This window comes from Lentzea sp. NPDC051838 (genome assembly GCF_040681245.1).
Lineage (GTDB): Bacteria > Actinomycetota > Actinomycetes > Mycobacteriales > Pseudonocardiaceae > Lentzea.
Genome location: NZ_JBFAYI010000001.1, coordinates 815993 through 839755 on the forward strand (window position 1 = coordinate 815993; position 23763 = coordinate 839755).

Here is a 23763-nt window from a genome sequence, read left to right on the forward strand (position 1 = left end):
ATCTCTATTGCTTCAGTGTCGGCTAAAACTAATGTTTCCCGAGACGTACGACCCGACCGGAACCCAGGTCATAAGAAGCAGCCAAGACGCTGAGGGTTTTGCCGGCGACGGCCTCTCGGATGATGACGCTTCGTTCTTGCAGGATCTCGGCGGTGCGGAGGGCCTGTTCGGCGACGCACGCGGCGAGGAACCGCTGGTCGTCGGCGTCCGGGGTGGTGGCGCGCACGGCGGGTTCGATGGTGCGGACCAGGGTGCTGATGTCGCCGGTGACGTGGCCTTTTCCTCGGACGACGTCGATGGTGGCGCTGACCGCGCCGCAGTTGGCGTGGCCGAGGACGACGACGAGGGGCACGTGCAGGTGTTGCACGGCGTATTCGATGCTGCCGATGACGCTGGAGTCGAGGACTTCGCCGGCGGCGCGGATGGTGAAGATGTCGCCGAGGCCGTCGTCGAACACGATCTCGGGCGGGACGCGGGAGTCCGCGCAGCCCAGCACGCAGGCGAAGGGGTGCTGGCCGTCGACGAGCTGTTCGCGCCAGTGGCCGGTGGCGTGGGGGTGGATCTGGCGGCCTTCGACGAAGCGGCTGTTGCCTTCGAGGAGGCGGGTCCAGGCGTCGTCGGCCGCCTTCGGTGTCGCTGTGGCGGCTGCGGGTGTGGTGACCAGGGCTGTTGCGGTGAGGCCAACGAAGGCGCGGCGGGTTAATTCGGGCACGGCGCGCAAAGTAGACCTGCTCCGTTCGGCCTAATGTGCCGGGGTCCTGCTACGGCATCGGGCGTTCGGGATAGGCGAGCTCGATGGCGCTGACGTCGTCCAGCGCGGCCCTGATCGCGGGTGGGAGCGTGAGCTGCTCGGCTTCGAGTGAGGCGATCAGCTGGTTGGTGTCGCGCGCTCCCACCACCGGTGCGACGACCCCGGGCCTGTCCCGCACCCACGCCAGGGCCACGCACAACGCCGAGGTGCCGAGCCCGTCCGCGGCGGTCGCGACGGCCTGCACGATGCGGGCGGCGCGTTCGTTGCGGTGCTGCTCCACGTAGCCCGCGAAGTGCGACGACGCGCCGCGCGAGTCGGGTGGGGTGCCGTTGCGGTACTTGCCGGTGAGCACCCCACGTCCGAGGGGCGCCCAGGGCAGCAGTCCGAGGCCGTGGTGCAGCGCCGCTGGGGCGACCTCGCGTTCGATGCCGCGTTCCAGCAGCGAGTACTCGTGCTGGGTGGAGATGAGCGGGAACGTCGAGGGCGTCATGACGGCGGTGGCGAGTTGCCAGCCGCTGTAGTTGGAGATGCCGACATACCGGACCTTGCCGGAGGAGACCGCGTGGTCAAGGGCGGACAGCGATTCCTCGACGGGCACGTTCGCGTCCCAGGCGTGGAGTTGCCAGAGGTCGATGTGGTCGACGCCGATGCGTCGCAGGGATCCGTCGAGTGCGTTGAGCAGTGCGCCGCGGGAGGCTCCTCCGCCGAACGGTCCTTCGGTGCGGCGGGCGACGGCTTTGGTGGCGATGACGAGTTCTTCGCGGGGGACGACTTCGCCGAGCAGGCCGCCGAGGATGCGTTCGGACTCGCCTTCGACGTAGACGTCGGCGGTGTCGATGAGGGTGCCGCCGGCGTCGGCGAAGGCCATGAGCTGGGTGGCGGCCTCGTCCGCGTCGGTGTCGCGGCCCCACGTCATCGTGCCCAGTGCCGTCCTGGACACGCGGAGGCCGCTGCGGCCGAGGTATCGCTGTTCCACGTGCGCGATGCTAAGGGGTGATCATCGGCTGAGCCTGGCAATCGGTGTTACTGACCGGTAGGGTCTCGCCCGTGAAGCTCGGATTGAACCTCGGATACTGGGGCGCCGGCAACGACGCCGCGAACCTGGAGCTGGCCAAAGAGGCCGACCGGCTCGGCTTTTCGGTGGTGTGGGCCGCGGAGGCCTACGGCTCCGACGCGCCGACGGTGCTCTCGTGGGTGGCCGCGCAGACCGAACGCATCGACGTCGGCAGCGCGATCTTCCAGATTCCGGCGCGGACGCCGGCGATGGCGGCGATGACCGCGGCGACGCTGGACACGCTGTCGGGTGGCCGGTTCCGGATGGGGCTCGGTGTGTCGGGTCCGCAGGTGTCGGAGGGCTGGCACGGTGTGCGGTTCGACAAGCCGCTGGCGCGCACGCGTGAGTACGTGGAGATCGTGCGGAAGGCTCTGTCGCGGGAGAAGCTGCGGTACGAGGGCGAGCACTACACGCTCCCGTTGCCGGATGGTCCTGGTAAGGCGCTGCAGCTGACCGTGCACCCGGTGCGCGAGCAGATCCCGATCTACCTCGCCTCGGTCGGCCCGAAGAACCTGGAGCTGACCGGTGAGATCGCGGACGGCTGGCTGGCGATCTTCTTCTCGCCCGAGTTCTCCGGTGAGTCCCTGGCCAGCGTGAAGGCGGGCCGGGAGAAGGCCGGCAAGACGATGGACGGCTTCGACGTCGTGCCGACGGTGCCGTTGATCGTCGGTGAGGACTGGAAGACGTGCGCTGACCCGGTTCGCGCGTACACGGCGCTGTACGTGGGCGGTATGGGTTCGCGCAAGCAGAACTTCTACAACAACCTGATGGTGCGCATGGGTTTCCCGGCTCAGGCCGAGGAGATCCAGGAGAAGTACCTGGCCCGGGACTACGCCGGTGCGATGGCGGCGATCCCGCTGGAGTTCCTGGACGCGACGTCGTTGCTGGGTCCGAAGGAGCGCATAGCAGACAGGATGAAGGCTCTCGCTGGCGCGGGGGTCACCACGCTGTCCATTTCGCCGATGCTGCAAGATCTGGAGCAGGGGATCGCGGGCCTTCGCACCGCGGCCGAGGCTCTGGATCTGGCAGGAGTGGGTAGTTGAGCTGGTTGCAGGCTCTGGTCCTCGGACTGGTCCAAGGACTGACGGAATTCCTGCCGATTTCCAGCAGTGCGCACCTGCGCATCACGTCGACGCTGTTCTTCGGCAACGACGCGGGCGCTTCGTTCACCGCGGTCATCCAGCTGGGTACCGAGGTGGCGGTGCTGATCTACTTCGCCAAGGACATCGGGCGCTTCATCAGCGCCTGGTTCCGGGGCTTGTTCAGCGCGGAAGCGCGCAAGGAGAAGGACTACAAGCTCGCCTGGTACGTGATCATCGGTTCCGTGCCGATCTCGGTTCTCGGTTACCTGCTCAAGGACGAGATCCGGACGTCGGCGCGGAACCTGTGGATCACCGCGACGATGCTGGTGGTGTTCGGTCTGCTGCTGGGTCTGGCGGACCAGCTGGCCAAGCACCAGCGTGACGAGCTGCGGATGAAGGACGCGATCGGGATGGGTCTGGCGCAGGCGCTGGCGCTCATCCCGGGCGTGTCCCGTTCGGGTGGCACGTTGACGGCGGGTCTTTTCCTGGGGCTGACGCGGGAGGCGGCGGCGCGGTACTCGTTCCTGCTGGCGATTCCGGCGGTGTTCGGGGCGGGGTTGTTCTCGATCCCGGACGTGCTGGAGCGCTCGGGTGAGGGTGTGCAGGCGTCGGTTCCGCAGATGATCGTGGCGACGATCATCGCGTTCGTGGTGGGCTACGCGACGATCGCGTGGCTGCTGAAGTACGTGTCGAAGCACTCCTACTCGGCGTTCGTGTGGTACCGGCTGATGCTGGGCCTCGTGCTGATGGGGCTGCTGTCGATGGGGTTGCTGCAGCCGATCTAAGGTGGATGTCGTGGCCACGGTGATTCTGCTTCGACATGCTCGTTCCACTGCCAACGGTTCCGGTGTGCTCGCCGGGCGGTCGTTGGGTGTGGGGTTGGACGAGCGGGGGCAGGCGCAGGCCGCGGCACTCGTCGGCCGGTTGAAGGACATTCCGGTGAGCGCGGTGGTGTCGTCTCCTCTGCAGCGTTGCGAGGAGACGCTGGCCCCGCTGCTGGCGGACCGTGCGCTGGAGGCGGTCGCGGAGCCGGATGTGTCCGAAGTGGACTACGGGGCGTGGACCGGCAAGGCGTTGAAGGATCTGTTCAACGAGCCTTTGTGGGCGGTGGTGCAGCAGCATCCGTCCGCCGCGGTCTTCCCCGAGGGTGAGGGGCTCGCGCATGTGCAGGCGCGTGCTGTTGCCGCTGTGCGCGCGCACGATGCTCGGATCACGGCGGAGCACGGGCCGGGCGCGGTGTGGGTTTTGTGCTCGCACGGTGACGTGATCAAGGCAGTGCTGGCGGACGCTCTCGGCGTGCACTTGGACGGGTTCCAGCGCATCGTCGTCGACCCGTGCTCGATTTCCGTCGTGCAGTACACGCAGACGCGGCCGTTCGTGTTGCGCGTCAACGACAACGGCGGCGATCTGGCGGGTGTGGTGCCTCAGGCGCCGCCGCAGGAGGAGCCGTCGTCGGACGCTACCGTGGGCGGCGCGACCGGGAGCTGAGGTAGCGCCGCTCCGGGACGCTCAACGTCAGCTTCGCGGCCTTCTCGTACTCCTGCTGGGCTTCGGTGTGTTTTCCTTGCAGGTCAAGGAGATGCGCTCGGACCGCGTGGACGCGGTAGTGGTCGAGGTCCAGTGTGGACAGTTCGTCGAGTGCTTGCTGTGGCCCGTGGACCATCGCGACCGCGACGATCCGGTTGAGTGACACCATCGGGCCGGGCGCGGTGACCGTGAGCAGCTCGTAGAGGCCGAGAATCTCGTGCCAGTCGGTGTCTTCCGCCGTTGTCGCCTCGGCGTGCACCGCTGCGATCGCCGCCTGCAGCTGGTAGGGGCCGATCTGCGCGGTGCTGAGGGCTTTCTGGATGAGCTCGGTGCCCTCGTCGAGGGCGTCGCGGTCCCACTTGGTGCGGTCCTGGTCCGCCAGTGGGATCAGTGCTTGTTGCTCGTCGGTGCGGGCGGGCCGGCGGGCGTCGGTGAGCAGCATCAACGCCAGCAGCCCGGTGAGCTCGCCGTCGTCGGGCCGTCTGCGGTGCAGCTGGCGGGTCAGCCGGATCGCTTCCGCCGTGAGGTCGACTCGGACGAGGTCGTCGCCCGAGCTCGCGGTCGAGCCTTCGGTGAAGATCAGGTACAGCACGTGCAGCACCGCCGTCAGGTCTTGCGGGGTGCGGAACTTGGCGCCTTTGATCTTCTGCTTCGCGCGGCTGATCCGTTGCGCCACAGTCGATTCCGGCACGAGAAACGCCCGCGCGATCTCGGCCGTGGTCAGCCCGCCGACCGCCCGGAGCGTGAGGGCGATCTGGCTTGCTGTCGTGAGGCTCTCGTGGCAGCACAACGCGAGAATCGTGAGCGTGTCGTCGTGGGCGGGCGCCGGATCGGCGGGCGGCGGCGTGAGCGCGGTGACCTTCTCCTCGCGCTGACGGCGGGCCAGATCCGACCGGTACTGCTCGATCCACCTCCTGCTCGCCGCGGTGATGAGCCAGCCCTTGGGGTTGTCCGGTATCCCTTGCTCCGGCCACTGCTGCGCGGCCCCGAGCAGCGCCTCCTGCACGGCGTCCTCGCACACGTCGAACTGGCCGTGGCGGCGGACGAGCACGCCTAGGACCTGCGGCGCGAGCTCCCGCAGCAGGTCCTCGACGCGTGGCGTGGTCCTCACATGTCGTCCAGCATCGACATGTCCCAGACGGGCCGGACCTCGATGCCGTCGTTGTGCGCGTCCGGCAGCGTTGCGGCGTGGGCGATGACCTGGTCGATCGAGTCGGCCTCGACCAGGTAGAACCCGGCCAGGTACTCCTTCGCCTCGGCGAACGGCCCGTCGGTGACCACCACCTCACCGTTTCTGATGCTCACACCCTTGCCGGTCTCGGGCCCGGGCAGACCTTCGCTGACGATCAGCTCCCCGGACGCGCGCAGCTTGTCGCTGAGGTCGTAGTGGTCCTGGCCGAACTGCATCTGCTGCTCTTCGGTCAGCTTCTCCCACGCCGCCCGCGACTTCGGGTTGCTGTAGATGAGGATCAGGTACTTCACTTCGGCCTCCGCTCTGAGCCCAGAGAAAATCTTCTCACCGCCATGTCGAGACCGCGGGCCGTGCTTCGACATCGGTGTGTCAGCCAACTTGATCGGAAGGCTTCGAGATGACTCACACGCTGGTGCAGGACGAGATCCTGGGGTTGTTCACCTCGCTCGTCGAAGGCATGCGAGACCGCTCGCCCGCGCGCGTCGTCGCCCGGTACGCCGAGGACGCGGTGACGTGCACGCTGGCGCCGCCGCTGCGCAACACCGGCCTGGACGCCCGCGACCCGGACGCGGTGGCCGGGTGGATGGCGGGGTTCGAGGGACCGATCGCGATCGAGCACCGCGACCTGTCGGTGGAGGTGTCCGGTGACCTCGCGTTCGTGCACGGGTTGCAGCGGCTCTCGGCCGTGCCGGTCGGGTATCCGGAGGGGTTCTCGATGTGGACGCGGATCACCGTGGGGCTGCGGCGGCGCGACGGGCGGTGGCTGATCACGCACGAGCACGTGTCGGTGCCGTTCTACATGGACGGGTCGTTCTTGGCGGCCACCGACCTGGAGCCCTGACTCGGCGGGAGGAAGGGCGGACGTTCCTGGAGCACGATGTAGGAGGCGCTTCGGCTGGGAGTCGCCACGTCATCGTTGTAGTAGGGGAATTCTCCGGTGCTCCAGGTGGCGTGCACGATCACGTCGTTCTCGATGAAGATGTCGAACTGGTCGGGGCTTGTGACCTCGCACGGCTCCGGAGGCGGGTCGGGCAGGACGTAGGGGCCGCCGCAGCCGGTGCAGGCCTGGCCGAAGCCGTCGGTGACCACGAGGGGATGGCCGGCCTCGCCCCGGTCGTACGCGCCCCACCTGAGCGGTTCGCCGACCTCGAAGTAGTCGAGGTCGCAGCCGCCGAAGTAGAACTGCACGTCGTAGTCGTCGACGTGGTGGCACTTCGGGCATTCGAGGTCGCGGACCTTGACGAAGCTGAACATCCCCATGGGACTGATTGTCCGTTGGGGCGCAACGCAGATATGCCGGGGCCCGGACCGTGCAGGGGGTGCGGTCCGGGCCCTCGGTCTTCTTGTGGCGGGTCTGTGCTGGTTGCTACTTGACGTTCACCGCGGCCCAGGCCCGGTTGACCGCCGCGTACTCGGGCGACGAGGCGCCGTAGAGGTCGGCCGTGGCGGCGAGGGTGCCGGTGCGGGCGGCGGCGTACTTGGTGCTGGAGGTGAACTTGGTGGTCAGCGCGCGGTACCAGATCTTCTCGGCCTTGGCGCGGCCGATGCCGGTGACGGGCTGGTTGTCGAAGGTGGGGGAGTCGTAGGCGACGCCGTTGATCGTCTTCTTGCCGCTGCCCTCGGACAGCAGGTAGAAGAAGTGGTTGGCGATGCCCGAGGAGTAGTGCACGTCGACGTTGCCCGCGGTGGAGGACCAGTTGTCGAGGCTGCGGCCGTCCTTGGAGGGCTTGTCCATGTAGCGCAACGGCTTGCCGTCGCCGCGGATGTCGATCTTCTCGCCGATCAGGTAGTCGCCGGTGTCGGCGGCGTTGTTGGCGTAGAACTCCGTGGTGGAGCCGAAGATGTCGCTGGTGGCCTCGTTGAGGCCACCGGACTCACCGGAGTAGATCAGGCCCGCGGTGGCCGAGGTGACGCCGTGCGACATCTCGTGGGCCGCGACGTCGAGCGAGGTCAGCGGCTTCTGGTTGTTCGCGCCGTCGCCGTAGGTCATGCAGAAGCACGAGTCGTTCCAGAAGGCGTTGCTGTAGTTGTTGCCGTAGTGGACCTTGCTCAGCGCGCCGACGCCGTTGTTCTTGATGCCGCTGCGGCCGTGGACGTTCTTGTAGTAGTCCCAGGTCTTCGCGGCGCCGAACGCCGCGTCGACACCCGCGGTGGCCTTGTCGGTGTAGGTGCCGTTGCCCCACTTGTTGTCGGCGTCGGTGAACAGCGTGCCCGTGCCGGAGCCGTTGTTGAGGTTGTTCACGGCCTGGTTGCCGCGCGCCGGGTCCTTGAGCTGGAACGTGCTGCCCGACTGGGTGGTGTTGAGGGGGACCGTGCCGCTGAAGGTGGACTGGCCGGTGCCCTCCGCGACGTGGATGTCGTCGTAGGTCAGCAGCGTCTCACCGGTTTTGACGTCGGTGAACGTGTGGACCGCGCTCGGCGTCTGGTCTTCCTTGACGCTGTGCTCGACCGTCTCCCACGCCAGCACGGGCGCGTGGTCCAGCGCGAACACGACGAGCTTCGAGTCGGCTTGGGCGGCGAGCGGCGCGGAGGTGTCGAGGCCGGCGAGGGAGGCCTCGGTCGCCTTCACGACGCTGCTGACCTGTCCGGCCTTCTGCGCGACGACCAGGTCGCCGCCGATGACCTTGAGGCCGTTGAGGGTCCGGTCGAACCGGAAGTGGGCGGTGCCGTCGGCGTCGCGCACGACGTCACGCGGGACGAGCTGCTCGCCGCCGGACAGGCCGAGAGCGGTGGAGATCGTCCCCGCCTGCTCGGCCGCCGAGAACAGCGGGTTCGCGGCCTGTTGTGGCGCCGCGCTGGCTCCCAGCGTGCCCGTGGTGGCCAGGGCCGCCGCGGACATCAGGGCGGTGGTGATGCCCAGGGTTTTGCGCTTCATGCACATGCTCCTTGTTCCGGTGCAGGGAGTGATCGCTCCGGCGTTACAGGGGTGCCGGGTCGACCACCGTGGAACATCCCGACCATCGTCGATGACCGGGCGTGGTGATCGTATTGCTCTCAGTGCATGCGACCAGCCACTCCCAAAGTGCGAGATGGATTCACGAATTGAGCTGCCGCGCAGGTCAGGAGATCGGGTTTTGTCCGAATGGTGGAACAAAACACCAGCTCAACCAGCGTGGAAACACGACGGAAACTTCTCGGTTCGCACGTGCTTGTGGCCCAGTGCGCTGCGCCGTTTGGTGCAGCCCTACCGGAGGGGATCTTGTTTAGAGTTAAACGCCCACGGTGAGACCTGGGTCACAGATCTAGAGGCCCAGACGGGTAACGGCGTTGTCCTCGAGAGGGTTCGCGGTCCGGATGTAGCGGTGCACGGTCCGCGGGTTCGTCCACCGGCCCTGCCGCATGATCTCCCGGTCGCTCGCCCCGCCCAGCGCCGCCTGCGTCGCGAACCCCGCCCGCAGCGAATGCCCGCCGAACAGCTCCGGATCCAGCCCCGCCTTGAGCGCGTACCGCTTCACCAGCTCCGCCACCGCGCGCCCCGACATCGCCTTCTGCCCGATGCCGCCGTGCCGGTTGATCACCGGGAACAACGCCCCCTGCCGGTGCGCCGCCTGGAAGCCATGGCAGCGATGCAGCCCGGTCTCGGTGATCTCCTTGTTCCCCAGGACGTCCGCCCAGTCCGCGAACGCGCACACCGGACACGTCGGCCGGCGACTGCCGCGGGGCAGCACCACCTGCTGCTGATGCTTGCCCGTCTGGTCGGTCTTCGTCGTCCCCAGCCCGATCAGCAGCAACGGCTCGTGCGTGCGCGGATCCACGTCGACGGTGACGTCCTCGAACTCGATCCGCGCCAGCTCACTCCTTCTGAGCGCGCCCGCGAACCCCACGAGCAGCAGCAACGCGTCCCGCACCCGTGCCGGCCCTTCGTCCGGTCGCTCGGCGAGCAGTGCCTCCAGCGTGTCGAGCAGCACCGGACGTTTCCGCTTCGGCTGCTGCTTGCGGGTACGCCTGATACCCCGCAGCGTCAGCCGCACGACATCGCTGCGCGTCGGGCTCGGCAACCCGTTCGCCGCGTGCACCGCCGAGATCGCCGCCGACTTGCGCTCCAGCGTCGACGCGCCGAACGCCGGCGAGCCGTCGTCCTTGATCGTGTCCGCCGCGGCCGCCAGATAGACGGCGACGTCGAGCGGGTCCGCCGGCAGCGCCTGACGTCCCTCCGCCTGACACCAGCCCGCCCACGCGATCCAGTCCGACCGGTACGCGCGCACGGTGTTCGGCGACTGCGCACTGCGCAGGTAGTGGTTGAGCGAGGCCGCCTGCTCGTCGTCGAACCTCTCGCGCACCCTCGCGAGCGCGTCGACGTCGATCAGCACCGAGTGCGACACCCGCACCAGCGCGTGCTGAACGGGTTCGGGCAGACTCACACCCGCGATGGTAGTCCTCTGATCAACTCCGCCACCTCCCGTGGCGTGAACTCCAGCGCCGGAATCCCCACGCTCACCTCGACACTGCACCTGCCCGGGTCCGGGTTCGACCTCGCGTACAGGAAGAGCTTGATCCCGGTCTCCTCCGCGAGGTTTTCCGCGGCCCGTTGCGCTTCCTGTTGCGACATCGGCAGATGCACGTGGAACAGGGGAGTCTGCGGTGTGCGCGGAGTGGTGTGCGCGAAGCCGTCGTCGTTGATCGCCTTCGCCAGCGCCTGCGCGTGGGCCTTGAACTCCGGCATGCGCTCGAGGTTCTCGTCCAGGCCCATCAACGCGATCGCCGCCAACGGCCACGCGTCCACGATCGCGCCGCCCAGCCTCCTGCGCCGCACCTCCGCGTGCTCGATCGTCTCCGCGTCACCCGCGAGCACGGCACCCCTGACGCCCTCGAGTCCTTTGTAGAGCGACACGTACACCGTGTCGAACAGACCCGCGAGCTCCGGAAGCGTCGCCTCGTAACCGGTCTGCGCCTCCCAGATCCGCGCACCGTCACAGTGCGCTGCCGCTCCCGCGCTTCTCACCCAGCTCGTCTGCTCGGCGAGGTCCCGCAGACTCGGCAACTGGCCGCCGATGTCGCGCTGCGGCAGCTCGAACACCACCGCCGCGAGCGGCTCCTTGACGGTCTGGAGGTCCCGCAGCGTCAGCAACGCGTTGCGGTCACCCACCGGATGGAACCGCAACCCGTGCACCACGCTGTACCCCTGGTTCTCCCACACGTGCAGATGCGACTGCGGATGCCCCGCGAACGCGACCCTGCCGCGCCGCTCGGCATGCACCCGCAGCGCCGTCTGCTGCGCCATCGTCCCCGACGGGAAGAACAACGCCTTCCGCTTGCCGAGCAGGCCCGCGACCCGCGCCTCCAGCTCCCGCACCGGCCCGTCGGCGGTCGTGTCCGGCGTGATCCGCTCGGCGAGCCTTCTGAGCACCTCGTGCGGCGACCGGCGCGGACCGGCGTGGTTCGACAGGGAACGGCGGATGTCCATACCGCCGAGCCTACTTGTTGCAAGTAGCTGGCAATAGAGTCTTTGTCGTGGTCAGGCGGCTGCGCTCAGTCGCGCGTCCAGCTCCGCCTCGTCCGCGACGAACCACAGCTGCCGCCCCCGGTTCGACTCGTACACGAAGTCCCGCAACGCCGTGCTCCGCCCGACGTGCTCGGCGATGTCACCGAGCACGACCATCCTGAAGCCGTACTGCTGGATCTTCTGCACCACCGCGCCCGCGACCCTGGTGCGCAACACGAAGAAGTCCTCCGTCAGCCGCGCCACCGGCAGCACCAGCCACCCGACCTCCTGCCCCCACAAGGTGGCCATGAGGTCCACAGCGGACTGCTCGTCGTTGACCGGCGGCCCGTCCGGCGCGCACATCAGCACGGTCGCGCCATGGCGCGTCTGCACAACATCAGGCATGGCCCGGAACCTAGTGCCGGTCCCGGCCCGGTGTCGCGCCGAATTCCGGCCACCCCCGGACCTCCGCCAGCAACGCCGGCCAGCGCGCCCGATCGGCCTGACACGCGTTGTACATCGCCCCGGCCAGCGCGACCACCGGCTCCCGCTCGCGCAGAGCGATCCGCGCCGCGATCACATGTGCCGCGGTCTCCGCCTGGCGCTCCCGCACGGGTTCCGTGCGGCGACGGAGGACCTCCTCCTGCAGCAACGCGACGGGATCCCTCGTGCGGTCAGGAGGCCGGCCTCGGTCCCACCGCAGCTCCAGCACCCGCCGATACGCCTGCTCCAACGACATCCCGCCCGTCTCGACACCCGCGGCCGTCAGCGACACCGCCCTCTCCGCCACCGACCTGACCTCTGCGGGAGCGATGGTCGTGGCCGCCGAGGCCAGGTCCGGCGCGGTGAGGTCGAGCCAGCCCACCGGATCGGACTGCCGGAACCGCCACAGGTCACCCACGACCGAAGCGGGATGGCTCCCTTCCGCCCACTGCGCGGTGAGCCTCACACCCGAGACACCCTCCACGAACGCGAGTGCCTCCGCCGTCGAGCGGTACGCGTCGGTGAAGTCCAGCCCGTCCAGGTACGGCACGAGCGCCGCGGGCTTGTCCCGGCCGATGACGAAGTCGAACGCGGCGAGCACCTCCCCGTCGCGCGCGAGGCTGATGGCGCTGTCCCGGTTGACGTTCCAGAACGCCGACGCCACCACCGTGCCGTGCGACAACCGCCGCAGCACCGAGTCCTTCGCGCCGTGCCACCCGTTGTTCTCGGCGAGCAGAACCCAGCCGTCGACCTCGTCCGCGACGACGGCGGGCAGCTCGTCGGGGTAGACGGCGACCGCGCGCTCACCCAGCTCGGCGACGGTCGCGCTCGCCCAGCCCGGGTAGCCGTCGAAGCGCTCCAGGGCCTCGTCGACCGTCAGGCCTCGCACCGCGGTGAGGCAGAACGCGTCGGACGGCAGCAGGTCCGCGGACAGCAGCTCGAAGTAGTGATCGACAGCTCGCGTCACGCCTGCCGAGGGTAGGACTCGGGCGGTGACGCGGTGGTCAACTGAGGACGCCGGGCCCGCCTCGGGCGAAATGCGGGCGCGCCGAACCGCGGCGCTGGGTAGCGTCGCCGCACATGCGTGATCTTGCCGCCCTGCCCAAGGCTCACCTGCACGTGCACCTGGAGAGCACGGTGCGCGCGGACACCGTCGCCGAGCTCGCCGACCACCACGGCGTCGACGTGCCGCGCGGTGCCGCGGCGTACGGCGACTTCGCGCAGTTCGCCGCGCACAACGGGGCCGTGCGGGACTGCCTGCGGCGAGCCGAGGACTTCAGCCGGATCGCGTACGAGTTCTGCGCCGAGGAAGCAGCGCAGGGGACCCGGTACGCCGAAGTCACGTTCACCGCGGCAGCGCACGGGGAACGGCTTCGGGATCCGGACATGCCGCTCGAGGCGGTGTTGGCCGGGCTCGCCGCAGGACAGGCCGCCCACGGCATCGAATGCCGTGTGATCGTGGACCACCCCAGGAAGCGGTCAGTCGCTCGACTGAGGGAGTCGGTGAGACTCGCGGTCACACACCCCGAGGTGGTGGCCGTGGGGACGGCGGGCATGGAGGACTACCCGCTCGCGCCGTTCGCCGCCGTGTTCCGGGAGGCGAAGGAAGCCGGGGTCGGGCTCGTGCACCACGCCGGAGAACAGTGCGGCGCGGACAGCGTGGCCGAGGCCGTGACCCTGGGACTCGCCGACCGGATCGGGCACGGGTTCCGGGCACTCGACGATCCGGACGTCGTCGCGCTGCTCAGAGACCGCGCCGTTCCGCTGGAGGTGTGTCCCTCGTCCAACGTCCTGCTGGGACTGGTCGAATCCGTCTCCTCTCATCCGTTGCCACTGCTCATGCGAGCCGGGCTGACCGTCACGCTCAGCACCGACATCCCCGCGTCCACCGGCGCCACGCTGACCAGCGAGTACCAGCTGCTGCGCGACGAGCTCGGCTTCGACGACGACCTCATCGCGCGGATCGCGACCAATGCCGCCGACGCCTCCTTCGCGCCCGAGACCACGAAAGCCTCGCTGCGTCAGGACATCGCCACCTGGCGCGCCGGCTCGTAACACACCAGGCCGTGCCGCGACGCCAGCAGCGCCACCAGATCCAGCACCTGCTGGTGGCCCGGCCACACCACGTGCACGATCACCGCGTCCGTGCCCACGGTCATCGCCTCGTTCCACGACACCGCCGACGACGGATCCGGCGAGGTCTGGCGCAACTCGCGCACGAACGCCGCCACCCGCGGGTCGAACGCGCCCAACGGCGAGGACCGCAGCTCGGCGTAGCGGGCCGCCGCCTCCGCCGACGACGCCGGACCAGGAGCCCGCCACACCACCACATCCACCGGCACGTCCATCACGCCACCTTCCCGAACAACGCACCCAACCGCGGAACCCGCGCCGCGATCTCCGCCGGATCCGCGAAATCCCACCGCTCACCCACAGGTTCCGGCGACACCAGCACCTCCAGGCCACGCGCCGCCAGCACGGCCTCCAGATCACCGTCGAATGCCTCGGCCGCCACGTAGTCGAGGCCCTCCCACGCCGGCCAGTCGTCATCAGCCCACGCGTGCACGCCACCACGCGACGCCAGATGCCGGACGTGCGGCAGATCAGCCAACGCGTCCGGATTTTTGGCGACCGACTCGAACACCGCACGGCCCTGACCGGCCAGCCACGCCTGGAAGTAGAAGAACCCGTCGTCCGAACACAGCCCGCCGCAGATCACGTCGGCCGCCTGCCAATGCGCCCACGTGTCTACCCGGCGCCGCACCTCGTCCAGGCGCAGCGCGAACTCCACGGCTTCCTCCGCAGAGGAGGCCGTGGAGGACAGAGCGGTCACGAGCCACTCCAGCCGCCGGTCCTGGCCCGAGGTCTCGGAAGCCGACCTCTCGAGCAGGGCCCAGAACGCGTTCAGGTCCATGCGCAGCACGCTAGCGAGGGGGTCTGACAATTTTCGGAGGCCCGGCGTCGTGCCTGGTCAGGGGTCGCGAACCGGGGTGTGGACGGGGAGAGGAGACGAAGGGGATGCGGCGGACGGGAGGGGAAACGCGGACTGGCCCGAAGAAGGGGGCGGACGGGGGATGAGACGGAAGGGGACGGAAGGCAAGGGAGCGGGAACCGGGGGTCGAGTCGGAGGCCCGAAACGGACGGAGACCGAGACGGAAGGGGCAGGACGGAAAGGGGATGGGACAGAGGTGGCGAGAAGGGCCGGGGAGTGGGAACCGGGGATCGAGCCGGAGGCCGAAACGGCAAGAGGCTGGGGGACAAGACAGAGGAGATGGCACGGCCCGGAGGATGCGGCGGAGAGGAACGGGAAAGGCGGACTGGCCTGACGAAGGAAACGGCCGAGGGGTCAGACGGCCGGGAACGGGAAACACGGACTGTCCCGAAGAGGGGAACGACCAGGATGAGACGGCCGAGGAGCAGGGACCGGGCAATGACCCAGAGGAAGGAAACCGCTCAGCGATCGGCCTCGCGAACGGGCTGAGAGCGATCAGCTCGGCGAGGCCACCAGGCAATGACCTGCTCGGCCCCGCCGCACCAGACGAGCCGGAGAAGGCAGCGCCGCCATCACGCCGCCTCCTCCATCCCCGCGGACAGCTCCCACAACCGCGGCAGCCGCACCGCCGCCTCCAACGGCGAGTCCAGGTCCCACACCGGACCCGTGAACGGGCCGGCTTCCGTCGCCCGGACACACCCCAGGACCTTCAGGGCGTTCTCCAGCGAGCGGCCCGTCGACTCGAAGAACGCGTCGTGCGACACCCGGCCCAGACCAGGCCACAGCGGCCACGCGCTGTCCGGCCACGAGTCCGCGCCCACCGCCAGCAGCGTCCGCACCGCCGGCACGTCGGCCAGCGCGTCCGGCACCGCGGCGACCTCGCGCAGCACCGACCGGCCGAGCCCGACCACCCACGACTGGAAGGCGAAGAATTGGTCCAAGGAACACAACCCGTCGCACAGCACATAAGCCGCGTGCCAGTGTGAGAACGTGTTTACGCGACCACGTGACGCACTTAACAACGTCTCGAAGCCCAAAATCTCGGCAGGCGGCAGCGACGCCAGCTGCGACGTCAGCCACAAGCGGCGTTCATGCTGGTCAGAGGTGGAAGCACGAGAGCGTTCAATGAGGTCCCAGAAGACGTCGAGGTCCATAACCGCAACGCTATCGGAGGGGTCTGACAATTTTTGGACGCCGCCGATCGGACCACCGCAGGCACGCAACTACGACGATTTCCCGAACAACTCCCACAAACGCGGAATGCGCAGCGCGATGTCCGCCGGATCCTCCATCTCCACGTCCTCACCACCGGGCGACACGTCGAACGCCCGCACCTGCCCCCGCGAGTCCAGCAGGTCGTCCAGGTCCCCGCCGAACACGGCCGAGTACGCGTCGTCCGGCACCCGGTACAGCGCCTCCCACTCAGGCCAGTCCGCGTCGGCCCAGCCGTCCACACCGCCCAGCGACGACAGCCGCACGACCTGAGCCACCGACGCCAGCGCGTCCGGCGACGCGACCACCGACTCGAACACCGCACTGCCCTGACCGATCAGCCACGCCTGGAAGTAGAAGAACGAGTCCATCCCGCACAGGCCGTGGCAGATCAGAGTCGCCGCCTGCCAGTGCGCCCACGTGTCCACCCGCCGCCGCTGCTCGTCGAGCCGCACCGCGAAGTCGGCGATCTCACCCGCCGGCAACAGCGCCAGCCGCCCGCACAGCCACGCCCGCTGTTCGGCCAGGTCAGCGGACTTCCCCAGTGAGTGGTCGACCAGCTTCCAGAAGCCCCCGGTATCCATGCGCGCAACGCTAGCGACGCGGTCCGACAGTTATTGGCGCGAACGATTCGCGGCGGCTGACTATCCTTGAGCCCAAATGGACACCCCGCTCGCTGAACTGCACAAACGCCTGCCCGAGCTCATGCCGCGTGATCAACGCCGGCTCGCCAGGCGCCTCGACGGCGTACGCAGGGTCAAGGACCCGCTCGCCCGCAAGAAGATCACCGAGGAGATCGCCGCCCAGATCGACGAGGCCGCGCTCAAGGTCGCGCTGCGCAGGGAGTCCGTCCCCAAGATCACCTACCCGCAAGAGTTGCCGGTCAGCCAGCACAAGGACGACATCAAAGAGCTGATCGCGCACAACCAGGTCGTGATCGTCGCCGGCGAGACCGGGTCGGGCAAGACCACCCAGCTGCCCAAGATCTGCCTCGAGCTCGGCCGCGGCATCACCGGCCAGATAGGCCACACCCAGCCGAGACGAATCGCCGCCCGCACCGTCGCCGAACGCGTCGCCGAGGAGCTCAACGGCAAGCTCGGCGACACCGTCGGCTACAAGGTCCGCTTCACCGACCAGTCCGGCGACGACACGCTCGTCAAACTCATGACCGACGGCATCCTGCTCGCCGAGATCCAGACCGACAGGACGCTCTCCAAGTACGACACGATCATCATCGACGAGGCCCACGAACGCAGCCTCAACGTCGACTTCCTGCTCGGCTACCTCAAACAGCTGCTGCCGCAACGCCCCGACCTCAAGATCGTGATCACCTCCGCCACGATCGACCCGCAACGCTTCAGCGCGCACTTCGAGAACGCCCCGATCATCGAGGTCTCCGGCCGCACCTACCCCGTCGAGACCCGCTACCGGCCGCTCGACGAAGAGGACGACCAGACCCAGGGCATCATCAACGCCGTCCACGAACTGCAGGCCGAGGGCCCCGGCGACGTCCTCGTCTTCCTGTCCGGCGAACGCGAGATCCGCGACACCGCCGACGCCCTCAAACAAGAAGACCTCAAGAACACCGAGATCCTCCCGCTCTACGCACGTCTCTCAGTGGGCGAGCAGCACCGGGTCTTCCAGCGGCACACCGGCAGAAGGATCGTGCTCGCGACCAACGTTGCCGAGACCAGCCTCACCGTCCCCGGCATCAAGTACGTCATCGACCCCGGCAACGCCCGCATCTCCCGCTACAGCCACCGCCTCAAGGTCCAGCGCCTCCCCATCGAGGCCATCAGCCAGGCGAGCGCCAACCAGCGCAAGGGCCGCTGCGGCCGCGTCAGCGAAGGCATCTGCATCCGCCTGTACTCCGAGGAGGACTTCGAGGCACGCCCCGAGTTCACCGACGCGGAGATCCTGCGCACCAACCTCGCCAGCGTCATCCTCCAGATGACGAACATCGGCCTCGGCGACGTCGCCAAGTTCCCGTTCATCGACCCGCCCGACAGCCGCAACATCAACGACGGCATCGGCCTGCTGCAGGAGCTCGGCGCCATCAACGCCGCCGAGAAGAAGCTCACCCCGACCGGCCGCAAGCTAGCCGCGCTGCCCGTCGACCCGCGCCTGGGCCGCATGGTGCTCGAAGCCGACACCACCGGCTGCCTCAAAGAAGTCATGATCATCGCCGCGGCGCTGTCCATCCAGGACCCCCGCGAACGACCTCAGGAACACCAGGAAGCCGCCACCCAGCAGCACGCGAGGTTCGTCGACAAGGAATCCGACTTCGTCACGTTCCTCAACCTCTGGGAGTACCTCAAGGAGCAGCAGAAGGAACTGTCCGGCAACCAGTTCCGCAAGCGCTGCAAGGCCGAGTTCCTCAACTACCTGCGCGTGCGCGAGTGGCAGGACATCTATCTGCAGCTGCGCCAGGTCGCCAAGCAGATCGGGATGCACCTCAACGACCAGCCCGGCGACCCGCGCAACATCCACATCGCCCTGCTGTCCGGACTGCTGTCCCACATCGGCGTCAAAGACATCCTCAAAAAGCAGGCACCGGGCGAGAAACGCCGGCCGATGACCGAGTTCCTCGGCGCCCGCAACGCCAAGTTCGCGATCTTCCCCGGCTCCGCGCTCGCCAAGAAACCACCGCAATGGGTGATGGCCGCCGAGCTCGTCGAGACCAGCCGCCTCTGGGGCCGGATCGTCGCCAAGATCGAACCCGAGTGGGCCGAACGCCTCGGCGAACACGTCGTCAAACGCCAGTACTCCGAACCGCACTGGGAAACCAAACGCGGCTCCGTCGTCGCCTTGGAGAAGGTGACGCTGTACGGGGTGCCGATCGTCGCCGACCGCAAGGTCAACTACGGCCGCATCGACCCCGAACTGTCCCGCGAGCTGTTCATCCGCCATGCGCTCGTGCAGGGGGAGTGGACCACGCACCACAAGTTCTTCCACACCAACCGCGCCCTGCTCGAAGAAGTCGGGGAGCTGGAGAACCGGGCCCGCAGAAGAGACATCGTCGTCGACGAGGAGACCCTGTTCGAGTTCTACGACCAGCGCGTCGCCCCCGAGGTCGTCTCGGCGCGCCACTTCGACTCCTGGTGGAAGAAGCAGAAGGACAAGAACGTCCTCACCTTCACCAAGAACATGCTGGTCAACGACAACGCGAACGTCACCCCGGACGCCTACCCCGACCAGTGGCGCCAGGGCGAGCTCACGTTGCCGCTGAGCTACCACTTCGAACCGGGCACCAAGAAGGACGGCATCACCGTCCAGCTCCCGCTCCCCGCGCTCACCACGCTCGACGACGACGCGTTCTCCTGGCAGATCCCCGGCCTGCGCCACGAGCTCGTCGTCGCGCTCATCCGGTCACTGCCCAAGCAGATCCGCCGCAACTTCGTGCCCGTCCCCGACGTCGCCACGGCCGTGCTCGCCCGCATCAAGCCCGAGGAAACGAGCCTGCTGTACGGAATCGAACGCGAGCTCAAAGCCCTCACAGGCGTCACGGTGCAGCGCGAGGACTGGCAGTTCGACGCCGTCCCCGACCACCTCAAGCTCACCTTCCAGGTCGTCGACGAGCACAACCGCACCCTCGCCGAGGGCAAGGACATCGCCGTGCTCAAGGAGAAACTGCGCGACGAAGTCCGCGAGTCGCTCAGCCAGGCCGCCGGCCACCTCGAACGCACCGGCCTCACCACCTGGGACTTCGACGCCCTGCCCAGAACCATCGAGCAACGCCAGTCCGGCATCACCGTCACCGCGTACCCGTCGCTGGTCGACCAGAGCTCCGCCGTCGCGATCAAGGTCCTCGACACCCCCGGACGCCAGACCTACGCGCACCGACGCGGCGTGCGCAGGCTTCTGCTGATGGGCATCAACTCGCCCGTCAAACACCTGCAACGCCACCTCGACAACGCCGCCAAGCTCGCCCTGACCCGCAATCCCCATGGCGGCGTCGCCCAGCTGCTGTCCGACTGCATCATGGCCGCCGTCGACCGGCTCATGGGCGACCCCGCCTGGGACGCCAAAACCTATGCGGCGCAACTGAAGAAGGTCCAGGCCGCGCTCAACGACACCACCTGGGTCGTCGTGCAGGAAGTACGCAAGGTCCTCGAAGCCGCGCACGACGCCGAACTGAAACTGGCCGGCCTCAAGAACGCGCCGGACTCGGTCGCCGACATCCGGGCGCACCTCAACTCGCTGGTGTACAAGGGATTCGTCACCCACACCGGCTACGACCGGCTGCCTGACCTCGTCCGTTACCTCAAGGGCATCTCGCGGCGGATCGAGAAACTGCCCGAGAACCCGCGCCGCGACCTCGACTGGACCGACAAGATCCACCAGGTCCACGCCGAATACCGGGAGCTGCGCGCCCAGACCCCGGCCGACGAGCCCGCGCCCGAGCTCGACGAGATCCGCTGGATGATCGAGGAACTGCGCCTGTCGTACTTCGCCCAGACCATCCCCACCCGCTACACGGTCAGCGACAAGCGCATCTACAAGGCTTTGGACGCCGTGCCCTTGTAAAGAGAGCTACCGTGGAGCATGAACCTCTCGGGGGATTCCACGTGGGTGCTCTCGAGCGGAGACGGTGGCACGTTCCCCCTCTTCGTGCGAGACGCACTCGGCATCAGCACACCGACCGCCGACTCCATCCCACGCCTGACCCCGGCGGTCCCGCCCGTCACCGGCGTCCTCGTGCCGCCGGAGTTCACCCCGGACTGGGACCGCTGGTGGCGCGACAGCACCCAGAACGGGTGGGGCCGCGAACCCATCGGCATCACGGTGGGGCTGCGCGAGGCCTACACCCGGTGGAGCGGGCCGATCCGCGACCGGCGCGCGCCCGCCACCGCGTTCTCCACCGTCCTGTACGAAGTGGTCAGCGAGCTCGAACAGGACCTGGGCCACCGGCCGATCTTCACGCTCGACGTCCTCCAGATCCCCGTCGAAGGACAGTTCTGGCGCCGGCTCAGCCGCGACAAGGTGCTCGTGTCCGAGGAGCTGATGGGCTCCCGCAACGTCCTCGCGCCGCTGGAGTCGGTGATCCGCGACCTCGCCCGCTGACGCCGGTACCGTCGGATATGGACCTCAGGAACAAATGGGTCGTCTCCAGCGGCACCGGGGACACCTTCACCCTCTACGTCCGCGACGCGCTCGGCGTCAGCACCCCCACCGCCGACTCCATCCCGCCCCTGACCCCGCACGTGCCCCGCGAGAGCACCACGACGGTCGACGGGGACGAGTGGGACCGCTGGTTCGCGCAGTCCCTGATGTCGACCGGCTCCCAGAACATCCCCGACCGCTGGCCGAGCGGTGTCACCGAGGAACTCCGCGACGCCCACGCCGCCTGGCGACCCACCCCGGCCATGCCCGAGGGCAGGCAGGCCTTCTCCGAGCTGCTCAACGAGATCGTCGACGGGCTCACGACCGAACTCGGCCACACACCCCTGTTCGCGCTGACCCTGATCGAGATCCCGGTCCAGGGCGGCTTCTGGCGTCGCCTCAACCGCGACATCGTCCTGGTGTCCGAGCAGCTCAAGTACTCCCGCGCCGTGCTCGCGCCGCTGGAGTCAGTGATCCGCGACCTCGCCCAGTAGCGCCTCGCCCGTCCGGTACAGCTCCACCAGCAACGGCCGCAGCAACAACCCCTTCGCCGTGACGGCATAGGAGGTCCGCACCGGGAAACCGGGGGAGCGGGTGCACGACACCAAACCCTGTGCCACCAACGAGTCCAGGCGCTCCGTCAGCACCTTCGCGCTCAACGACGGCAGCGACGCGCGCAACGCCGAGAACGACTGCGGGCCGTGCATCAGGTTGCGCAGCACCAGCGTCGCCCACCGCCCGGACACCGCCGCCAGCGCCACTTCCACCGGGCAGTCCTCGGACGGCCGGTCCCAGGTCACCGTTTGGTGACCCACTTCCGCGAACGCGACGCTGTCGGCATGCATCCCGTCAGTGTGGCCGAAGAGTTCGCCCGAGCGTTCAACTCCCAGAACGCGGACGCCGTCGACGCCGTCTACGAACCCGGCGGCCTGTTCGTCCCCGCACCGGGCCAGACCGTCAGCGGCGCCGCCCGGCAAGCCGCCAACCAGCGGTTTCTCGACCTCGGACTGCCCATCACCGTCACCCCGCGCCACGTCTACGAACACGACGGCATCGCCCTGCTCATCGTCGACTGGACCATCGGCGACGTGACAGGCACCGCCACCGACGTCGCGCGCAAAGGCGCGGACGGCCGGTGGCGGTACGTGATCGACAACCCCTTCGGCACTAGTCCGGCGGCTCCTGAGCCCCGGTCATGATCGCCACCGCGTCCGACATGGACACCGACTTCGGGTCCACGACGGCCTTGCGGCGGCCCAGGCGCTGAATGTGGATCCGGTCGGCCACCTCGAACACGTGCGGCATGTTGTGGCTGATCAGGATCACCGGCAGACCCCGCTCCCGCACCTGCAGGATCAGGTCCAGCACCGCCCGCGACTCCCGCACACCCAGCGCCGCCGTCGGCTCGTCCATGATCACGACCCGGCTGCCGAACGCCGCCGCCCGCGCCACCGCCACGGCCTGGCGCTGACCACCGGACAGCGTCTCGACCGCCTGACCGGGGTTCTGGATCGTCATGATCCCCAGCGCGTCGAGCTGCCGGCGCGCCTCCTCCCGCATCCCGGCCCGGTCCAGCATCCGGAACACCGACCCCAGCACACCCGGACGACGCCGCTCACGACCCAGGAACAGGTTCGCCGCGATGTCCAGCGACGGCGACACCGCCAGCGACTGGTGCACCGTCTCGATCCCCGCCCGCCGCGCGTCCAGCGGCGTCGAGAACGACACCTCCTCGCCGTCGACGAAGATCGAGCCCTCGTCCGGGATCACCGCCCCGGACAGGGCCTTGATCAGCGACGACTTGCCCGCGCCGTTGTCGCCGATCACCGCGAGGATCTCGCCCGGCAGCAGCTCGATGTCCGAGCCCGCCAGCGCCGTCACCTTCCCGTACCGCTTGACCAGGCCGCGGGCCTGCAGCACCGGCGTGGTCATGCCTTCACCTTCCTGATCCACTGGTCCAGCGACACCGCCACGATGATCAGCACACCGACCGCCATCGTCTGCCACAGCACGTCGACACCCGCGAGCGCCAGGCCGTTGCGGAACACACCGACGATCAACGCGCCGATCAGCGACCCGACGACGGCGCCACGGCCGCCGAACAGCGACGTCCCGCCGATCACCACCGCGGTGATCGAGTCCAGGTTGTCGGTCTGCCCGGCCTGCGGTGACGCCGAGGCGATCCGGCCGATCAACGTCCACGCCGCCACGGCGTACACCAGCCCCGCCGTCGCGTAGACGCTCAGCAGCACCCGCGCGGTCCGGATACCCGACAGGCGCGACGCCTCCAGGTCGTCACCCGTGGAGTAGACGTGCCGGCCCCACGCGGTGTTCTTCAGGACGAACGCCATCGCCGCCACCAGCAGCACCAGCATGATCGACCCGTAGGTGATCCGCGTGCCGCCGACCGTGAAGGTCTGCCCGGTCCACAAGAGCAGCGACGGCATGTCCGTACCGCGGATGGTGGCGCTCTCGGAGTACCAGAGGTTGAGCGCGAAGAACACGTTCAACGTCCCGAGAGTCACGATGAACGGCGGCAGCTTCAACCGGGTCACCAGCAGCCCGTTGAGCAACCCGCACACCGTGCCGACCAGGAAACCCAGCAGCAGCGCGGGAAAACCCGGCAACCCGGTCTCCGCCGCCACCTTCGCCATCACGATCGACGTCAGCACCATGATCGCCCCGCACGACAGGTCGATCCCCGCCGTCAGGATCACGATCGTCTGCCCCACGGCCAGCGTCCCCACGACCGCGACCTGCTGCAGGATCAGCGAGATGTTGCCCGGCGTCAGGAACCGCTCCGACAGCAACGCGAACACGACCACCGACACCAGCAGCACCACCGCCGGCCCGATCGTCGCCTGCGCGTGCAACAGGTGCTGCACCCGCGTCAACGGCGAGGTCTCCCGCGTCTCCACCACCGGATCCATCACTGCGGCCACGGC

Annotated in this window: 26 protein-coding genes; 9 read left to right on the forward strand and 17 right to left on the reverse strand. The window is 68.5% G+C overall.

Features of this window, described 5'->3' with window-relative positions:
- Positions 1-28: 28 nt before the first annotated feature.
- Both AB0M24_RS03540 and AB0M24_RS03545 read right to left on the reverse strand, forming a co-directional pair.
- Positions 29-712, reverse strand: a complete 684-nt coding sequence (locus AB0M24_RS03540; protein ID WP_363761562.1) for a carbonic anhydrase — start codon at positions 710-712, stop codon at positions 29-31.
- A gap of 49 nt (positions 713-761) precedes the next feature.
- A complete protein-coding gene (locus AB0M24_RS03545; protein WP_363760442.1) occupies positions 762-1727 on the reverse strand; it encodes an aldo/keto reductase in 966 nt (321 codons plus the stop codon).
- Positions 1728-1798: 71 nt separating this feature from the next.
- Here AB0M24_RS03545 and AB0M24_RS03550 point away from each other — a divergent pair, with 71 nt between their 5' ends.
- Genes AB0M24_RS03550 through AB0M24_RS03560 form a run of 3 tightly spaced genes read left to right on the forward strand, consistent with a single transcriptional unit; the run spans position 1799 to position 4375 of the window.
- On the forward strand, positions 1799-2848 hold the full coding sequence (locus tag AB0M24_RS03550) for an LLM class F420-dependent oxidoreductase (protein WP_363760446.1): 1050 nt from the start codon (positions 1799-1801) through the stop codon (positions 2846-2848).
- Positions 2845-3672, forward strand: a complete 828-nt coding sequence (locus tag AB0M24_RS03555; protein ID WP_363760449.1) for an undecaprenyl-diphosphate phosphatase — start codon at positions 2845-2847, stop codon at positions 3670-3672. The genes AB0M24_RS03550 and AB0M24_RS03555 overlap by 4 nt, the downstream gene beginning before the upstream one ends.
- A gap of 10 nt (positions 3673-3682) precedes the next feature.
- Entirely contained in the window at positions 3683-4375 is a 693-nt protein-coding gene (locus AB0M24_RS03560) for a histidine phosphatase family protein (protein ID WP_363760452.1), read from the forward strand.
- On the opposite strand, the gene AB0M24_RS03565 is transcribed toward AB0M24_RS03560, so the two are convergent.
- Positions 4347-5525 carry a sigma-70 family RNA polymerase sigma factor gene (locus AB0M24_RS03565; protein WP_363760455.1) on the reverse strand — a complete coding sequence of 393 codons (1179 nt, stop codon included), beginning with the start codon at positions 5523-5525 and terminating at the stop codon, positions 4347-4349. The two genes, AB0M24_RS03560 and AB0M24_RS03565, sit on opposite strands and share 29 nt — an antisense overlap.
- On the reverse strand, positions 5522-5896 hold the full coding sequence (locus AB0M24_RS03570) for a YciI family protein (protein WP_363760458.1): 375 nt from the start codon (positions 5894-5896) through the stop codon (positions 5522-5524). Before AB0M24_RS03570 ends, AB0M24_RS03565 begins: the two co-directional genes overlap by 4 nt.
- A 107-nt stretch (positions 5897-6003) precedes the next feature.
- Between AB0M24_RS03570 and AB0M24_RS03575 the strand changes: the two genes are divergently transcribed.
- Positions 6004-6447 (forward strand): nuclear transport factor 2 family protein, encoded by a 444-nt coding sequence (locus AB0M24_RS03575; protein WP_363760461.1) that lies wholly within the window; start codon positions 6004-6006, stop codon positions 6445-6447.
- Here AB0M24_RS03575 and AB0M24_RS03580 read toward each other — a convergent pair.
- From AB0M24_RS03580 to AB0M24_RS03605, 6 genes are all read right to left on the reverse strand, one after another.
- The gene (locus AB0M24_RS03580) at positions 6402-6866 is read right to left on the reverse strand and encodes a hypothetical protein (protein WP_363760464.1); all 465 of its coding nucleotides are present in this window, start codon (positions 6864-6866) and stop codon (positions 6402-6404) included. The two genes, AB0M24_RS03575 and AB0M24_RS03580, sit on opposite strands and share 46 nt — an antisense overlap.
- Positions 6867-6972: 106 nt before the next feature.
- On the reverse strand, positions 6973-8481 hold the full coding sequence (locus tag AB0M24_RS03585) for a M4 family metallopeptidase (RefSeq protein WP_363760467.1): 1509 nt from the start codon (positions 8479-8481) through the stop codon (positions 6973-6975).
- A gap of 367 nt (positions 8482-8848) precedes the next feature.
- Positions 8849-9967 (reverse strand): site-specific integrase, encoded by a 1119-nt coding sequence (locus AB0M24_RS03590; RefSeq protein WP_363760470.1) that lies wholly within the window; start codon positions 9965-9967, stop codon positions 8849-8851.
- Complete coding sequence (locus AB0M24_RS03595; RefSeq protein ID WP_363760474.1) at positions 9964-11010, reverse strand: beta-eliminating lyase-related protein; 1047 nt, start codon at positions 11008-11010, stop codon at positions 9964-9966. Before AB0M24_RS03595 ends, AB0M24_RS03590 begins: the two co-directional genes overlap by 4 nt.
- Positions 11011-11061: 51 nt before the next feature.
- The gene (locus AB0M24_RS03600; protein WP_363760477.1) at positions 11062-11433 is read right to left on the reverse strand and encodes a DUF4180 domain-containing protein; all 372 of its coding nucleotides are present in this window, start codon (positions 11431-11433) and stop codon (positions 11062-11064) included.
- Positions 11434-11443: 10 nt separating this feature from the next.
- Entirely contained in the window at positions 11444-12478 is a 1035-nt protein-coding gene (locus AB0M24_RS03605; protein WP_363760480.1) for a DUF6461 domain-containing protein, read from the reverse strand.
- 113 nt (positions 12479-12591) lie between these two features.
- On the opposite strand from AB0M24_RS03605, the gene add reads away from it, so the two are divergent.
- The gene (gene add, locus AB0M24_RS03610) at positions 12592-13566 is read left to right on the forward strand and encodes an adenosine deaminase (RefSeq protein WP_363760483.1); all 975 of its coding nucleotides are present in this window, start codon (positions 12592-12594) and stop codon (positions 13564-13566) included.
- On the opposite strand, the gene AB0M24_RS03615 is transcribed toward add, so the two are convergent.
- The 4 genes from AB0M24_RS03615 to AB0M24_RS03630 form a co-directional block, all read right to left on the reverse strand.
- Positions 13533-13859 (reverse strand): hypothetical protein, encoded by a 327-nt coding sequence (locus AB0M24_RS03615; protein WP_363760486.1) that lies wholly within the window; start codon positions 13857-13859, stop codon positions 13533-13535. The two genes, add and AB0M24_RS03615, sit on opposite strands and share 34 nt — an antisense overlap.
- On the reverse strand, positions 13859-14425 hold the full coding sequence (locus tag AB0M24_RS03620; protein ID WP_363760489.1) for a DUF4240 domain-containing protein: 567 nt from the start codon (positions 14423-14425) through the stop codon (positions 13859-13861). Before AB0M24_RS03620 ends, AB0M24_RS03615 begins: the two co-directional genes overlap by 1 nt.
- Positions 14426-15075: 650 nt before the next feature.
- Entirely contained in the window at positions 15076-15657 is a 582-nt protein-coding gene (locus AB0M24_RS03625; RefSeq protein WP_363760492.1) for a DUF4240 domain-containing protein, read from the reverse strand.
- A gap of 69 nt (positions 15658-15726) precedes the next feature.
- Positions 15727-16299, reverse strand: a complete 573-nt coding sequence (locus AB0M24_RS03630; RefSeq protein WP_363760495.1) for a DUF4240 domain-containing protein — start codon at positions 16297-16299, stop codon at positions 15727-15729.
- Positions 16300-16375: 76 nt separating this feature from the next.
- Between AB0M24_RS03630 and hrpA the strand changes: the two genes are divergently transcribed.
- The 3 genes from hrpA to AB0M24_RS03645 are packed head-to-tail and all read left to right on the forward strand — an operon-like array spanning position 16376 to position 21312.
- Entirely contained in the window at positions 16376-20242 is a 3867-nt protein-coding gene (gene hrpA, locus AB0M24_RS03635) for an ATP-dependent RNA helicase HrpA (protein WP_363760498.1), read from the forward strand.
- Positions 20243-20260: 18 nt separating this feature from the next.
- Positions 20261-20779 carry a hypothetical protein gene (locus AB0M24_RS03640; RefSeq protein ID WP_363760501.1) on the forward strand — a complete coding sequence of 173 codons (519 nt, stop codon included), beginning with the start codon at positions 20261-20263 and terminating at the stop codon, positions 20777-20779.
- A 17-nt stretch (positions 20780-20796) separates the two neighbouring features.
- A complete protein-coding gene (locus tag AB0M24_RS03645) occupies positions 20797-21312 on the forward strand; it encodes a hypothetical protein (RefSeq protein ID WP_363760504.1) in 516 nt (171 codons plus the stop codon).
- Here the strand turns inward: AB0M24_RS03645 and AB0M24_RS03650 are convergent.
- Positions 21286-21663, reverse strand: a complete 378-nt coding sequence (locus AB0M24_RS03650) for a helix-turn-helix domain-containing protein (protein WP_363760507.1) — start codon at positions 21661-21663, stop codon at positions 21286-21288. The two genes, AB0M24_RS03645 and AB0M24_RS03650, sit on opposite strands and share 27 nt — an antisense overlap.
- Here AB0M24_RS03650 and AB0M24_RS03655 point away from each other — a divergent pair.
- The gene (locus AB0M24_RS03655) at positions 21658-22017 is read left to right on the forward strand and encodes a DUF4440 domain-containing protein (RefSeq protein ID WP_363760510.1); all 360 of its coding nucleotides are present in this window, start codon (positions 21658-21660) and stop codon (positions 22015-22017) included. The genes AB0M24_RS03650 and AB0M24_RS03655 overlap by 6 nt on opposite strands.
- On the opposite strand, the gene AB0M24_RS03660 is transcribed toward AB0M24_RS03655, so the two are convergent.
- Complete coding sequence (locus tag AB0M24_RS03660; protein ID WP_363760513.1) at positions 21986-22750, reverse strand: ATP-binding cassette domain-containing protein; 765 nt, start codon at positions 22748-22750, stop codon at positions 21986-21988. The two genes, AB0M24_RS03655 and AB0M24_RS03660, sit on opposite strands and share 32 nt — an antisense overlap.
- Positions 22747-23760, reverse strand: a complete 1014-nt coding sequence (locus tag AB0M24_RS03665) for an ABC transporter permease (protein WP_363760516.1) — start codon at positions 23758-23760, stop codon at positions 22747-22749. Before AB0M24_RS03665 ends, AB0M24_RS03660 begins: the two co-directional genes overlap by 4 nt.
- Positions 23761-23763 lie beyond the last annotated feature (3 nt).